Consider the following 14,690-nt stretch of genomic DNA (forward strand, 5'->3'; position numbering starts at 1 on the left):
GGCATCGCGAGCCAATGGAACGACTCTGAACGCTGTCCCCGGCCATCGTTCCCGCCCGTGGGCTACCTTTGTCTGCGAATCCACCGTCAAGGAACCGCGCAGTGAGCACGCACACCTGGATGATCTATGGCGCCTACGGCTATACCGGCCAACTGGTCGCCGAGCACGCCCTGCGGCAAGGCATGACGCCGATCCTCGCGGGCCGCGACCCCGCCCGGCTGGAAGCCCTGGGCAGCCGCCTCGGCCTGCCGACCCGGGTGTTCGGCCTCGACGACCCCGCCCACGCCGCCGAACGCCTGGAGGGCGTCTCGCTGGTCGCCCATTGCGCCGGTCCCTTCTCCGCCACCAGTACGCCGATGATCCAGGCCTGCCTCGCCAGTGGCGCCCACTACCTGGACATCACCGGCGAAATCACTGTGTTCGCCCTCGCCCATGCCCAGGACGCGGCGGCCCGGCAGGCGGGTATCGTGGTCTGCCCCGGCGTGGGTTTCGACGTCATTCCCACCGACTGCGTGGCCGCCTGCCTGAAGGCCGCCCTGCCGGACGCCACCCACCTGGCCCTGGGGTTCGACTCCGACAGCGGCCTGTCGCCCGGCACCGCCAGAACCAGCATCGAGGGCCTGGCCCTGGGCGGCCAGGTGCGCGAGAACGGTCGCCTGCGCCCGGTTCCCCTGGGCCACCGGCGCCGTGAAATCGACTTCGGCCGTGGGCCGAAATCCGCGGTGACCATTCCCTGGGGCGATGTGGCCACGGCGTTCTACTCCACCGGCATTCCCAATATCGAGGTCTACCTGCCGACTCCCAGCACCGTAGCGCTGGGCATGCGCCTGATCGACCCGTTGCGCGGCCTGCTCGCCGGCGAGTGGCTGCAGGGTCAACTGAAGAGCCTGGTGACGCGGCGCCTTCGTGGGCCGGACGAAGCCAGCCGCGAGCGGAGCCCCACCTGGGTCTGGGGCGAGGTGCGCAATGCCGCCGGGGAACGCCGCACCGCCTACCTGGAGACCGCCAACGGCTACCAGGTGACGGTGCATGGCGTGCTCCATGCGGTGAAGCACCTGCTGGGCTACCAGGGCGACGGCGGTTACTTCACGCCCTCGCAACTGCTGGGGGCGCGTTGCGTGGAGCAACTGCCCGGTTCCGGCGCGATCCGCCTCGCACCCTGAGCCCCCGCAGGGGCTCGAAGGCCGGCGGAAATCCTGGGCCCTCGCGCGTCATTCCTTCAGCGGCACCAGCCAACGGCCGGCAGCGGCGGCCAGGTGGTCGGTGAGCAGGCCGAGCAATTCGCCGCCGTGACGCCAGTGGTGCCAGTAGAGCGGCACGTCGATGGGGCGCTGGGGAATCAGTTCCTGCAACTCGCCGCGAGCCAGTTGCGTGCCCACCTGCTGCTCCGGAACCAGCCCCCAGCCCAGGCCACCTTCGGTCAGGCGCACGAAACCCTCGGACGAGGGACACAGGTGGTGGACGAACCCGCCCTCGACCCCGAGCGCCGCCAGGTAGCGGTGCTGCAACAGGTCGTCCGGGCCGAAGACGATGGCCGGTGAACGGGCCAGGGCCTCCGGCGTCACCCCCCTGGGGAAATGCCGCGCGATGAAGGCCGGGCTGGCCAGGGCCCGGTAGCGCATGGCGCCCAGTGGCAGGCTGCGGGCGCCGGCCACCGGACGCTCGGCGGCGCAGACACAGGCCGCCACCTCGCCAGCGCGCATGCGCTTGAGGCCCACTTCCTGATCCTCCACCACCAGCTCCATCAGCACCCGCTGCTCGGCGCAGAAATCCCCCACGGCGGCGGCCCACCAGGTGGCCAGGCTGTCGGCGTTGAGGGCGATGCGCAGGCGCTCCGGCATGCCGCCCTCTTCCAGGGCCGGTACCTGCCGCTGCAGGTCGCGCTCCAGCAGGCGCACCTGCTGCACATGGTTGAGCAGGCGCGTGCCCACCTCGGTAGGCGCCGGCGGTGTGGCGCGCACCAGCACGGGCTGGCCGACCCGCGCCTCCAGCAGTTTGATCCGCTGCGATACCGCCGACTGCGACAACCCCAGCAACTGGGCCGCGCGTTCGAAGCCGCCCTGCTCCACCACGGCCGCCAGGGCGGCCAGCAACTTGTAGTCGAACAAATCAGTTTTCCTAATGAGAGATCAGCAAGATTCGTTTTCCTTATACAGCGTTGCACCCCAGACTCGCCACATCCCCACCGCCCACCGAAGGAAAGCACCATGGCCGGCGAAACCGCCCTCTCCACCCTGATCCGCGAAATGTCGCCGACGCTCAACCCCGGCCAGTACGTGTTCTGCACCCTCGACGACGCTGCCCAATTGCAAGGCTGCGTGCCGCTGGGCAGCTTCCGTGAACGTGAAGGGCTGACGGCGATCCTCGAACGCGGCGAGGCCGAACGCCTGGGCCTGGCCTACGACTTCGTCGCCGCCTGGATCACCCTGGAGGTGCATTCGGCCCTCAGCGCGGTGGGCCTGACCGCCGCCTTCGCCGGCGCCCTGGCCCAGGCTGGTATCAGCTGCAACGTGGTGGCCGGCTACTTCCACGATCACCTGTTCGTCGCCAGCACCGACGCCGAGCGTGCCCTGTCCACCCTGCGGGCCCTGGCGGCCAACGCCCAGACGGAGTGAGCGCCATGTGGCAGAGCTACCTCAACGGCCTGCTGATGGCGGCCGGCCTGATCATCGCCATCGGCGCGCAGAACGCTTTCGTCCTCGCCCAGAGCCTGCGTCGCGAGCACCACCTGCCGGTGGCCGCGCTCTGTGTGCTGTGCGATGCGCTGCTGGTCAGTGCCGGGGTCTTCGGCCTGGCCACCCTGCTGGCGCAGAATCCGCTGCTGCTCGCCGTCGCCCGCTGGGGCGGGGTGGCCTTCCTGCTCTGGTACGGCGTGCAGGCACTGCGCCGGGCCCTCAACCCCGGCGTCCTCGACCAGTCCGCCGAGGCCGGGCCGCGCTCGCGCCGCGCCGTGTTGCTGGCGGCCCTGGCGGTGACCCTGCTGAATCCCCACGTCTACCTCGACACCGTGCTGCTGATCGGTTCCCTCGGCGCCCAGCAAACCGTCCCCGGCGCCTACGCCCTGGGCGCGGCCAGCGCCTCGCTGGTGTGGTTCTTCGCCCTGGCACTCGGCGCCGCCTGGCTTGCGCCCTGGCTGGCGCGACCGGCCACCTGGCGCCTGCTCGATCTGGCGGTGGCACTGATGATGTTCGCCATGGCGGCCCAGTTGGTGAGTGGCATCTGACCCACCCGGGTCCGGACGGGAACGCCGCGCCAGAGCCAATGGCCAGGGCTTAACCACACACTTGCTGCGTGGTTAAGCCCCAGGGCCGGTGCTATGATCCGGGGCTCGCGGCAAGACGAGTAGTAACTCGCAGCCGCATTCTCGGCCGACCGTGAACGGCCCCGCGCCTGGCGCAAAAATCCCGACCTGATGAAGGAGATAGACATGGCTTTCGAATTGCCGCCGCTGCCTTATGAGAAGAACGCCCTCGAGCCGCACCTGTCCGCCGAGACCCTGGAATACCATCACGGCAAGCACCACAACGCCTACGTGGTGAACCTGAACAACCTGGTTCCGGGCACCGAGTTCGAAGGCAAGAGCCTGGAAGAGATCATCAAAACCTCCTCCGGCGGCATCTTCAACAACGCAGCCCAGATCTGGAACCACACCTTCTACTGGAACTGCCTGAGCCCGAACGGCGGTGGCCAGCCCACCGGCGCCCTGGCCGATGCCATCAACGCCGCCTTCGGTTCCTTCGACAAGTTCAAGGAAGAGTTCACCAAGACCGCCATCGGCACCTTCGGCTCCGGCTGGGCCTGGCTGGTGAAGAAGGCCGACGGCTCCCTGGCCCTGGCCAGCACCATCGGCGCGGGCGTTCCGCTGACCAGCGGCGACACCCCGCTGCTGACCTGCGACGTCTGGGAACACGCCTACTACATCGACTACCGCAACCTGCGTCCGAAGTACGTAGAGGCCTTCTGGAACCTGGTCAACTGGGACTTCGTAGCCAAGAACTACGCAGCCTGAGACCCGTACCAGCGGTAACAGAAACCCGGCCATTCGCCGGGTTTCTTCATTTTTGCGCGTCGTTCGTCGCCTTCTTGCGGTACAAGGGAAAAATTGTCGGGCACCGCCCTCAAGCTCGGTCAAGTTCACACCGACATATAGGCAGGCTGACGGTGAAAGGACGAGCGCCGGCAACGGCCCGTCAGATCGAATAGTGGCATTCGCATACTGGCCCTTTGACGGCCAGAGCGTGTTTGCCAATACTCACATCCGTCTGACGCCCGCGGCATCGAACAAGGAATCTCCATTTGAAGCTGGATCTCAAACACAGCTTGTCGCTGAAGCTGCTGCGCGTGGTGTTACTGTCCGCACTGGTGGTCGGTGTGGTGCTGAGCTGCGCGCAAATCGTGTTCGATGTCTACAAGACCCGGCAGGCCGTTTCCAACGACGCGAACCGGATACTCGGCATGTTCCGCGACCCCTCGACCCAGGCCGTCTACAGCCTGGACCGCGAGATGGGCATGCAGGTCATCGAGGGGTTGTTCCAGCATGAGTCGGTGCGCCACGCCTCCATCGGCCATCCCAACGAGCCCATGCTGGCGGAGAAGGACCGGCCGCTGACGCAACTGCCGACCCGCTGGATGACCGACCCCATCCTCGGCAAGGAACAGACCTTCACCACCCAACTGGTCGGCCGCAGCCCCTACAGCGAATACTACGGTGACCTCAGCATCACCCTCGACACCGCGCCCTACGGCGAGGACTTCGTCACCAGCTCGGTCATCATCTTCATCTCCGGCGTCCTGCGCGCCCTGGCCATGGGCCTGGTGCTCTACCTCGTGTACCACTGGCTGCTGACCAAGCCGCTGTCGAAGATCATCGAGCACCTCTCCAGCATCAACCCCGACCGCCCCAGCGAACACAAGCTGCCCATGCTCAAGGGCAACGAGAAGAACGAACTGGGCCTGTGGATAACCACCGCCAACGACCTGCTGGCCTCCATCGAACGCAACACGCACCTGCGCCGCGAAGCCGAGAACAGCCTGCTGCGCATGGCCCAGTACGACTTCCTCACCGGCCTGCCCAACCGCCAGCAGCTGCAGCAGCAACTCGACCAGATCCTCGAAGACGCCGGACGCCTGCAGCGCCGCGTGGCGGTGCTCTGCGTCGGCCTGGACGATTTCAAGGGCGTCAACGAACAGTTCAGTTACCAGACCGGCGACCAATTGCTGATCGCCCTGGCCGACCGCCTGCGCGGTCACAGTGGCCGGCTCGGCGCCCTGGCCCGCCTGGGGGGCGACCAGTTCGCCCTGGTCCAGGCCGATATCGAGCAGCCCTACGAGGCCGCCGAACTGGCGCAAAGCGTGCTGGACGACCTGGAACTGGCCTTCTCCCTGGAGCAGCAGGAAGTGCGCCTGCGCGCCACCATCGGCATCACCCTCTTCCCCGAGGATGGCGACAGCACCGAGAAGCTGCTGCAGAAAGCCGAACAGACCATGACCCTGGCGAAAAGCCGTTCGCGCAACCGCTACCAGTTCTACATCGCCAGCGTCGACAGCGAGATGCGCCGCCGCCGCGAACTGGAAAAGGACCTGCGCGAAGCCCTCAATCGCGGCGAAATGCACCTGGTCTACCAACCCCAGGTGGACTACCGCGACCACCGCGTGGTGGGCGTCGAAGCCCTGCTGCGCTGGCAGCATCCGCAGCACGGTTTCGTCCCGCCGGACCTGTTCATCCCCCTCGCCGAACAGAACGGCTCCATCATCCCCATCGGCGAATGGGTGCTGGACCAGGCCTGCCGCCAGCTGCGCGAATGGCATGACCAGGGTTTCAGCGAGCTGCGCATGGCCATCAACCTGTCTACCGTGCAGCTGCACCACGCGGAGTTGCCGCGGGTGGTGAACAACCTGCTGCAGGTCTATCGCCTGCCGCAGCGCAGCCTGGAAATGGAAGTCACCGAAACCGGCCTGATGGAAGACATCTCCACCGCCGCCCAGCACCTGCTGAGCCTGCGCCGCTCCGGCGCGCTGATCGCGATCGACGACTTCGGGACCGGCTATTCCTCCCTGAGCTACCTGAAGAGCCTGCCGCTGGACAAGATCAAGATCGACAAAAGCTTCGTGCAGGACGTGCTGGAAGACGAGGACGACGCCACCATCGTCCGCGCCATCATCCAGCTGGCGCGCAGCCTGGGCATGCAGGTGATCGCCGAAGGCGTGGAGACCGCCGAGCAGGAGGCCTACATCATCGCCCAAGGCTGCAACGAGGGTCAGGGCTACCTCTACAGCAAACCCCTGCCCGCCCGCGAACTCACCCTCTACCTCAAGCAGGCCCGGCGCCTGACCAACGCGGCGTCCAACCCCGCCACGCTCTAGGCACTCGCAGCCTGTGGCCGGGCAGCGGCGGATTCGCGCACGCAGCGCGCAATAGAGCAATGGGTTTCGCGGGTTCTGCCCATCCTGCGGGGTCGCACCCGATAGCCGTCCGCAGCATGCGGTCGAGCGAAGCGAACCCCATCACCTGGGGCGGGCTTCACATCAGCCCGGTCACCCGCAGCAGGTAGACCGTCGCCACCGCCCCGCCCACGCAAAGCACCGCGCCCAGCAGCGCCTGCCAGCGGAACTGCCGGGCCAATACATCCTCGCCGTGGCTGGACAACAGAAAGGGCTGGGATTCCTTCGGCCGGCGCATGTGGTTCATCGCTGGCGCCGCGCTCGTCTGGCGGTGGCGGTCCTCGGCCTCCAACTGGGCAGCCAAGCGCACGCGGCCCCACTCGGCCTCGTCCAGCTGACCATCGCCATTGCTGTCGAAGCGCGTCAGCAGGCCGGCGAAATCGCCCTTCCACTCGCGGATCACCGCCCCCTGGGCGGAGGCGAGGTCCAATCCCTGGCGGCCACCGCCGCTGGTATGGAAGTCGCCGATGGCGTACAGCGGCTCCCCAGCCTGCAGACGCTCCTCGGTGTAGCGGTATTCGCCACCGCCGATCCAGGCGCGCAGGCCGCCGGTGGCGAGGCCACGGGGATGACGGGAATTGCCGGTCCAGACGTCGCGGGACGACGGGCGCACTTCCGCGCCGCGCGGATCGATCAGGCACTCGCCAGTGGCGTCGGCCAGGCGCAGCCAGGCGTCGCTGACGCCGCTGTCCACCACCCGCCAGCTCTTGCTCTTGCCGCTCTCGCTGTACTCCTCGATGCGGTAACGCCACCAGAGGCAGGGTTTGCCCGTCAGCGGTGCGCTGAGTGGGCCGTCGCCCTGGACATGCAGGATGCCGTACAGCTCCACATAGCCCTGGGCGGCGGAGCGGATCTTCGAGGTCGGGGTATCCAGCAGCAGCCGCGCCTGTGCCAGCCGGCGCAGGCACCACCAGCCACCCCCGGCGAAGGCGCCGAGGCTGAATCCCAGGCTGATGGCCAGCCCCGCCACATCCACGGCCATCTCAGCCGAACAGGCTCTTGAGGTCGACGTCGGCCTTCTCGGCCTCGCTGAACTCCAGCAACTCGGCAGCCTTGAAGCCGAACAGGCCGGCGATGATCACGTCCGGGAACTGCTCGATGCGTACGTTGTTCAGGTTCACCGCCTCGTTGTACAGCTCGCGGCGGTCGGCAATGCCGTTTTCCAGGCCGCTGATGCGCTGCTGGAGGAACTGGAAGCTCTCGTTGGCCTTGAGCTGCGGGTAGTTCTCCGCCAGGGCGAAGAGCTGCCCGAGGCCGGAACGCAGACCGCTTTCGGCCTGGCCGAGGGCACCGACATCGCCCTTTTCGCGGGCGCTGGCCACGGCGTTGCGGGCAGCGATCACCCGCTCCAAGGTGGTGCGTTCGTGCTGCATGTACTGCTTGCAGGTCTCCACCAGCTTGGGCAGCTCGTCATGACGCTGCTTGAGCAGGACCTCGATGTTCGACCAGGCCTTGCCGACGCCGTGCTTGAGGCGCACCAGGGCGTTGTAGAGGACCACCGCGTAGGCGGCGATCAACAGCAGGACCACGATCAGGGCGACGCTGGTCAGACTCATGCAGGCTTCTCCTTCAGGCTGCGGGTCATGGGGCTGCGCCGATTCTAATGGCGTTTGCCCCGGCGTGCGGAGACATCGTGCTCAGCCTGTGCGAAACACCCGATGACATCCTTCCTTTCCAAAAATGAAAATCTTTCGCATTATGTTGCGGTTTTCAATGCGCAACTCCACATTGCCATCATCCAGAAGCAAAGGACCTCGCCCATGATTCGTATGCCCCTGGCCACCGCCAGCCTGCTCGCCGTCGCCATTTCCCTCGCCGGTTGCGGTGACGACAAGAAAGACGCCGCCGCACCGCAAGCCGCCGCACCGGCCGCCACCAGCCCTGCAGCGGCGCCGGCCGTCGCTGGCAAGGTCGACGAGGCCGAGGCCAAGAAAGTCGTTGCCCACTACGCCGACCTCGCCCTGGCCGTCTTCACCGACGCCCACAGCACCGGCGTGAACCTGCAGAAGGCCGTGGACGCCTTCCTCGCCAAGCCCGACGCCGACACCCTGAAGGCCGCCCGCGAAGCCTGGCTGGCCGCCCGCGTGCCCTACATGCAGAGCGAAGTGTTCCGCTTCGGCAATGCCGTGGTGGACGATTGGGAAGGCCAACTGAACGCCTGGCCGCTGGACGAAGGCCTGATCGACTACGTCGCCGGTGACTACCAGCACGCCCTGGGCAACCCCGGCGCCACCGCCAACATCATCGCCAACACCACCATCCAGGTCGGCGAAGACAAGATCGACGTCACCGAGATCACCGGCGAGAAGCTGGCCGAGCTGAACGAGCTGGGCGGATCCGAAGCCAACGTCGCCACCGGCTACCACGCCATCGAGTTCCTCCTCTGGGGCCAGGACCTGAACGGCACCGGCCCGGGCGCCGGCAACCGTCCCGCCACCGACTACGTGGTCGGCGAAGGCGCCACCGGTGGCCACAACGAGCGTCGCCGCGAGTACCTGAAGGCCGTCACCGACCTGCTGGTGTCCGACCTGGAGTTCATGGTCGGCCAGTGGAAGCCGGGCGTTGCCGACAACTACCGCGCCAAGCTGGAAGCCGAGCCCGCCGAGGACGGCCTGCGCAAGATGCTGTTCGGCATGGGCAGCCTGTCCCTCGGCGAACTGGCCGGCGAGCGCATGAAGGTCGCCCTGGAAGCCAACTCCACCGAAGACGAGCACGACTGCTTCAGCGACAACACCCACAACTCGCACTTCTACAACGGCAAGGGCATCCGCAACGTGTACCTGGGCGAGTACAAGAAGGTCGACGGCACCACCCTGACCGGTCCCAGCCTGTCCTCCCTGGTGGCCAAGGTCGACGCCCAGACCGACACCACTCTGAAGGCCGACCTGGAAGCCACCGAAGGCAAGCTGCAAGCCCTGGTGGACAGCGCCGACAAGGACGTGCACTTCGACCAGCTGATCGCCGCCGACAACACCGCCGGCCAGCAACTGGTACGTGACGCCATTGCCGCCCTGGTCAAGCAGACCGGCGCCATCGAGGATGCCGCCGGCAAGCTGGGCATCACCGACCTGAAGCCGGACAACGCCGATCACCAGTTCTGATCGACGCCGCGGTAACCCGAGCGGATGCGGCCCAGTGCCGCATCCGCTTTTTTATGTCCGAAGCGTTTTTCCCGTTGGGGCCGCTCTTCCAGTGGGGGCGAATTCATTCGCCAAGGGGCGCGCAGCGGCCCCAACAGGGCGTCCTGGCGAGCCTGCGGCCTGCATCGCGAATGAATTCGCCCCCACGGACACCGCTCAGATCCGCCCCACGGTCCTGGCCAGGGCCGCACGCCAAACGCAAATCCCTCTTATTCAGGGCCCTCACTCCTGATAAGCTTGCCCGCCTCTTTCCCGCCGATCGGACCTCGCCAATGCTCGCTCCACCGGCCCTCCGCCGCCTGTCACCGCTGCTGCTGGCCCTTGGCCTCAGCGCCTGCGACGACGGGCCGACGTTCACCCAGGCCGAACCCGGCGAGCACCTGTCCGGCGGCGCCGCCACCGTGCGCCAGTTCGACCACAACGCCTTCTCCATGCCCTCGGCCAACCTGACGCCCTCGCGCCGGCTGGACTTCAGCGTGGGCAACAGCTTCTTCCGCAATCCCTGGGTAATCGCGCCGTCCACCACCACCGCCCGCGACGGCCTGGGGCCGCTGTTCAACACCAATGCCTGCCAGAACTGCCACGTGAAGGATGGCCGTGGCCATCCACCGGCGCCCGGGGCGAACAACGCGGTGTCGATGCTGGTGCGCCTGTCGATCCCGGCGGATGCCTCCGCCGAACATGCCCGGCAACTGGAGCGCCTCGGCGTGGTGCCGGAACCGGTGTACGGCGGACAGTTGCAGGACGTGTCGATTCCCGGCGTCGAGCCCGAAGGCAAGGTGCGGGTCAGCTACGACGCGCTGCCGGTGACCTTCGCCGACGGCACCACGGTCGAGCTGCGCAAACCGCGCCTGCAGATCACCCAACTGGGCTACGGCCCGATGCACCCGGACACCCTGTTTTCCGCCCGCGTCGCCCCGCCCATGATCGGCCTGGGCCTGCTGGAAGCGATTCCCGAATCCGCCATCCTGGCCAACGCCGACCCGGACGACGCCAACGGCGACGGCATCCGTGGCCGCGCCAACCAGGTCTGGGACGATGCCGCCGGCAAGACGGTGCTCGGCCGTTTCGGCTGGAAGGCCGGCCAGCCCAGCCTGAATCAACAGAATTTTCACGCCTTCTCTGGTGATATGGGGCTGACCACCGCGCCCCTGCCGCAGGATGACTGCACGGCGGCGCAGACCGCTTGCAAGGGCGCGGCGAATGGCGGCGAGCCGGAAGTCAGCGACAACATCCTCTCCCTGGTGCTGTTCTACACCCGCAACCTGGCCGTGCCGGCCCGGCGCCAGGTGGACGACCCGCAGGTGCTGGATGGCAAGGGCCTGTTCCACCGGGCTGGCTGCCAGGCCTGTCACACCCCCAGTTTCACGACCGCGGCCGACGCCGCCGAACCCGAGTTGGCCAACCAGGTGATCCGTCCCTACAGCGACCTGCTGCTCCACGACATGGGCGAAGGCCTGGCCGACGGCCGTGGCGAGTTCCAGGCCGGCGGGCGAGACTGGCGCACCCCACCGCTGTGGGGCATCGGCCTGACCGAAACGGTCAACGGACATACCCAATTCCTGCACGACGGTCGCGCGCGCAACCTGCTGGAAGCCATCCTCTGGCACGGCGGCGAAGCCGAAGCGGCGAAGCAGCACGTACTGACTTACGACGCCGGGCAGCGTGCCGCGCTGCTGGCCTTCCTGAATTCGCTATAAGGAGCCCTGCATGTTCCGTCCCAAACTGCTGTTCACCAGCCTTGCCGCCCTGGCCCTGGGTGCCTGCACCCCGCAGGACCAGCAGGCGCAGACCGCCGCGGCCCTGGCCAAGGAGGTGATCCTGCCGACCTACAGCCGCTGGGTCGAGGCCGACCGCCAACTCGCCGCCAGCGCCCTGGCCTTCTGCTCCGGCCAGTCGGACCTGGCCAAGGCCCGCGCCGACTTCCTCGCCGCGCAGAAAGCCTGGGCCGAGTTGCAGCCGCTGATGGTCGGCCCGTTGGCCGAAGGCAACCGCGCCTGGCAGGTGCAGTTCTGGCCGGACAAGAAGAACCTGGTCGGCCGCCAGGTGGAGCAACTGGTCAAGGCCCAGCCGGGCGTCGACGCCGCCGCCCTGGCCAAGGCCAGCGTGGTGGTCCAGGGCCTGTCCGCCTACGAATACATCCTCTTCGACAGCAACCTGGACATGGCCGACGCTACCCAGAAGGCACGCTACTGCCCGCTGCTGCAGGCCATCGGCGAGCGCCAGAAGGGTCTGGCCGAGGACATCCTCGCGCGCTGGAACGACAAGGACGGCATGCTCGACCAACTGAGCAAGTTCCCCAACCCGCGCTACGCCGACGCCCACGAAGCGATTTCCGAACTGCTGCGGGTCCAGGTCACCGCCCTGGACACCCTGAAGAAGAAACTCGGCACCCCGCTGGGCCGCCAGACCAAGGGCCTGCCCCAGCCGATGCAGGCGGAGGCCTGGCGCAGCGAAAGCTCGCTGGCCAACGTCGCCGCTGCCCTGGCCAGCGCCGAAAGCCTCTGGCAGGGCACCGACAAGCACGGCATCCGTGGCCTGTTGGGCGACGAGCAGAAGGCCCTGGCGGAGAAGATTGACGCCGGCTATGCCGAAGCGCGCGGCAAGCTCGACGCGATGCAACAGCCCCTCGGCGAGCTGCTCGCCAGCGAAGCGGGCCGCAAGCAGGTCAACGACTTCTACGACAGCCTCGACCGCGTCCAGCGCCTGCACGCCGGTGAACTCGCCAAGGCCCTGAACGTGCAACTCGGCTTCAACGCCAACGACGGTGACTGAGATGCTGCGCCGCCAAGTGCTTACCCTCACCGGCCTGCTGCTCGGAGCTATCGGCCTGGGTGGCTGGACCCTGAGCCGCAAGGGCGATTCGCCCCTGCTGCTCTCCGCCCGCGACGACGCCGACGGCCACCACTACGCCGTGGGCTATCGCCTGGACGGCACCCAGGTGTTCGCCACCCGGGTGGGCCAGCGCTGCCATGACATCGTCGAGCACCCGAGCGAGCCGGTGGCGCTGTTCGTCGCCCGCCGCCCGGGGACCGAGAGCTACCTGGTGGACCTGCGTGACGGTCGCCTGCTGCAGACCCTGGTTTCGCAGCGGGATCGCCATTTCTACGGCCACGGTGTCTGGCACCGAGACGGCGAATGGCTCTACACCACCGAGAACGACACCCGCGATCCCGGCCGGGGCATGCTCGGCCGCTACCGCTACCAGGCGGGACGGCTGATCCATGAGGGCGAACTGTCCAGCCACGGCCTGGGCCCGCACCAGGTGTCCTGGATGCCCGACGGGGAAACCCTGGTGGTCGCCAACGGCGGCATCCGTACCGAGGCCGAGAGCCGCGTGGAGATGAACCTCGACGCCATGGAGCCGAGCCTGGTGCTGATGCGCCGCGACGGCAGCCTGTTGTCCAAGGAAACCCTGCCACAGGCGATGAACAGCATCCGCCACCTGGCCATCGCCGCCGACGGCACCATAGTCGCCGGCCAGCAGTACATGGGCGATGCCGACGACCGCGCCGACCTGCTCGCCATCAAGCGCCCCGGTCAGCCCTTCCAACCCTTCCCGCTGGAAGACGAACAGCGCCTGGCGATGCTCCAGTACACCGCCAGCGTCGCCATCCACGACGCGCTGCGCCTGGTGGCCCTGACCGCGCCGCGCGGCAATCGCTTCTTCATCTGGGACCTGGACAGCGGCGCCGTGCGCCTGGACGCGCCCCTGCCGGATTGCGCCGGGGTCGGCGCAGTGAAGGACGGCTTCGTGGTCACCTCCGGCCAGGGCCGCTGCCGCCTGTACGACTGCCGGAGCGAAACCGTCAGCGTCACGCCACTGCAACTGCCGGCGAGCTTCTGGGACAACCACCTGCACCTGGCCTGACGCCCTCCCCGCCAGGCCTTCCACCCTCGCCGTCATCTGTGGAGGCTTGGCTGGCCCCCCTGGCGGATGAACAAAGCATCACCCACCCGCCAGTGCTGCGTCCTGCGCGTGCGAATGAACACGCTTCCACCGCCACTGTTCGGCATCCACTGGCACGCCCGTACCCCACAAATTCCCGACTAATGGCCTTTAGCGGGGCTTCCCGATGCCGATCCAGTGAGGGCTCACCTGACAAAGAATCGTTCGCTTCCACCCAGGGTGGCGCGCGACGTTCTGCAATGTGTGTCCGGTATAGAGCCGACATCTCCATCCTTCTCCAAGAGGCGCAACACCATGTCTCTGCGACGCTCCCTGCGCGGCCAGATCCTCACCCTGCTCGGCGGCAGCCTGCTGCTGCTCCTGCTGACAGCCCTGGCCTGCTTCCACTTTCTTTCCGGCGGCATCCAGTCCTATCGCGGGCTGGTGGACGGCACGCTGGAGGCATCAAGCCTGGTGGATGAGGCCAACCTCGAATTCAAGGTGCAGGTCCAGGAGTGGAAGAACGTGCTCCTGCGCGGCAAGGACCCGGACAACCTGAGCAAGTACTGGAGCCAGTTCGAAGGCCAGGAGGCCAAGGTTCAGGCGCTGCTCGGCAAGCTGCAGGACAAGGCCGTGGCAATGGACGATGGCGCCCTGAAGGCCAAGGTGGACAGCCTGCGCAGCGAGCACCGCAACCTTGCCGCCGCCTACCGCAAGGGCCGCGAGGCCTTCATGGCAGCCGGCGCCGACCCGGTGGCCGGGGACAGCGCAGTCAAGGGCATCGACCGCGCTGCCAGCGAGCAGATGAGCGCCCTGGTGGCCGAACTCCATTCCCGGGGCATCCAGCAGTCCGAGGCCATCAGCGCCAGCGCCGACCGCACGGTGAACCTCGGCATCCTGGTGATGCTGCTGTCCAGCCTTGGCATCGGCCTGCTCAGCCTCTGGCTGCTCAACCGCAACCTGATCGCCCCGATCAGTTCGCTGATCGAGCACATCGCGCAACTCGCCCAGGGCAACTTCGGCCAGCGCGTGGACGCCAGCCGCGAGGACGAATTGGGCCGCCTGGCCATGGCCGCCAACACCCTGCGCGACTTCCTCGCCGATACCTTCAACCGCCTCAAGCAGAGCACCGCGCAACTGGACAGCGCCAGCGGCGAACTCAACGCCATCGCCAGCCTGATGGCCGAAGGCACCCGCGAACAGTTCTCCCGCACCGACCA

Annotated in this window: 12 protein-coding genes and 1 pseudogene; 10 read left to right on the forward strand and 3 right to left on the reverse strand. The window is 67.4% G+C overall.

Going from position 1 to position 14,690, the window contains the following annotated elements; genetic code table 11:
* The first annotated feature begins 119 nt into the window (after positions 1 to 119).
* Positions 120 to 1,163: a saccharopine dehydrogenase family protein gene (locus tag PJW05_RS21895; RefSeq protein WP_442969267.1), complete on the forward strand. Its 1,044-nt coding sequence runs from the start codon at positions 120 to 122 to the stop codon at positions 1,161 to 1,163.
* Between the two features lie 48 nt (positions 1,164 to 1,211).
* Here PJW05_RS21895 and PJW05_RS21900 read toward each other — a convergent pair whose 3' ends face one another.
* Positions 1,212 to 2,108 (reverse strand): LysR family transcriptional regulator ArgP, encoded by an 897-nt coding sequence (locus tag PJW05_RS21900; RefSeq protein ID WP_271409053.1) that lies wholly within the window; start codon positions 2,106 to 2,108, stop codon positions 1,212 to 1,214.
* A 99-nt stretch (positions 2,109 to 2,207) separates the two neighbouring features.
* Between PJW05_RS21900 and PJW05_RS21905 the strand changes: the two genes are divergently transcribed.
* From PJW05_RS21905 to PJW05_RS21920, 4 genes are all read left to right on the forward strand, one after another.
* Positions 2,208 to 2,615, forward strand: coding sequence for an ACT domain-containing protein (locus PJW05_RS21905; RefSeq protein ID WP_271409054.1), 408 nt, complete (start codon positions 2,208 to 2,210; stop codon positions 2,613 to 2,615).
* Positions 2,616 to 2,620: 5 nt separating this feature from the next.
* Positions 2,621 to 3,223, forward strand: coding sequence for a LysE/ArgO family amino acid transporter (locus tag PJW05_RS21910; RefSeq protein WP_271409055.1), 603 nt, complete (start codon positions 2,621 to 2,623; stop codon positions 3,221 to 3,223).
* A gap of 204 nt (positions 3,224 to 3,427) precedes the next feature.
* Positions 3,428 to 4,009 carry a superoxide dismutase [Fe] gene (gene sodB / locus PJW05_RS21915; protein WP_215379733.1) on the forward strand — a complete coding sequence of 194 codons (582 nt, stop codon included), beginning with the start codon at positions 3,428 to 3,430 and terminating at the stop codon, positions 4,007 to 4,009.
* Positions 4,010 to 4,296: 287 nt separating this feature from the next.
* Positions 4,297 to 6,363, forward strand: coding sequence for a putative bifunctional diguanylate cyclase/phosphodiesterase (locus PJW05_RS21920; protein WP_271409056.1), 2,067 nt, complete (start codon positions 4,297 to 4,299; stop codon positions 6,361 to 6,363).
* Between the two features lie 157 nt (positions 6,364 to 6,520).
* Here the strand turns inward: PJW05_RS21920 and PJW05_RS21925 are convergent, their stop codons facing one another.
* Both PJW05_RS21925 and PJW05_RS21930 read right to left on the reverse strand, forming a co-directional pair.
* Positions 6,521 to 7,423: a GIDE domain-containing protein gene (locus PJW05_RS21925; protein WP_271409057.1), complete on the reverse strand. Its 903-nt coding sequence runs from the start codon at positions 7,421 to 7,423 to the stop codon at positions 6,521 to 6,523.
* Between the two features lies 1 nt (position 7,424).
* The gene (locus tag PJW05_RS21930) at positions 7,425 to 7,997 is read right to left on the reverse strand and encodes a LemA family protein (protein WP_271409058.1); all 573 of its coding nucleotides are present in this window, start codon (positions 7,995 to 7,997) and stop codon (positions 7,425 to 7,427) included.
* Between the two features lie 204 nt (positions 7,998 to 8,201).
* Here PJW05_RS21930 and PJW05_RS21935 point away from each other — a divergent pair, with 204 nt between their 5' ends.
* From PJW05_RS21935 to PJW05_RS26890, 5 genes and pseudogenes are all read left to right on the forward strand, one after another.
* A complete protein-coding gene (locus PJW05_RS21935; RefSeq protein ID WP_271409059.1) occupies positions 8,202 to 9,542 on the forward strand; it encodes an imelysin family protein in 1,341 nt (446 codons plus the stop codon).
* 311 nt (positions 9,543 to 9,853) lie between these two features.
* Positions 9,854 to 11,281, forward strand: a complete 1,428-nt coding sequence (locus PJW05_RS21940; RefSeq protein ID WP_271409060.1) for a di-heme oxidoreductase family protein — start codon at positions 9,854 to 9,856, stop codon at positions 11,279 to 11,281.
* A 10-nt stretch (positions 11,282 to 11,291) separates the two neighbouring features.
* The gene (locus tag PJW05_RS21945) at positions 11,292 to 12,356 is read left to right on the forward strand and encodes an imelysin family protein (protein ID WP_271409061.1); all 1,065 of its coding nucleotides are present in this window, start codon (positions 11,292 to 11,294) and stop codon (positions 12,354 to 12,356) included.
* A gap of 1 nt (position 12,357) precedes the next feature.
* Positions 12,358 to 13,452 carry a DUF1513 domain-containing protein gene (locus PJW05_RS21950; protein ID WP_271409062.1) on the forward strand — a complete coding sequence of 365 codons (1,095 nt, stop codon included), beginning with the start codon at positions 12,358 to 12,360 and terminating at the stop codon, positions 13,450 to 13,452.
* A 921-nt stretch (positions 13,453 to 14,373) separates the two neighbouring features.
* Positions 14,374 to 14,484 (forward strand): annotated as a pseudogene (locus PJW05_RS26890) (hypothetical protein); the annotation flags it as partial.
* Positions 14,485 to 14,690: the final 206 nt, after the last annotated feature.

Origin of the sequence: Pseudomonas sp. Q1-7 (assembly GCF_028010285.1) — a bacterium.
In the GTDB taxonomy this organism is placed as follows: domain Bacteria; phylum Pseudomonadota; class Gammaproteobacteria; order Pseudomonadales; family Pseudomonadaceae; genus Metapseudomonas.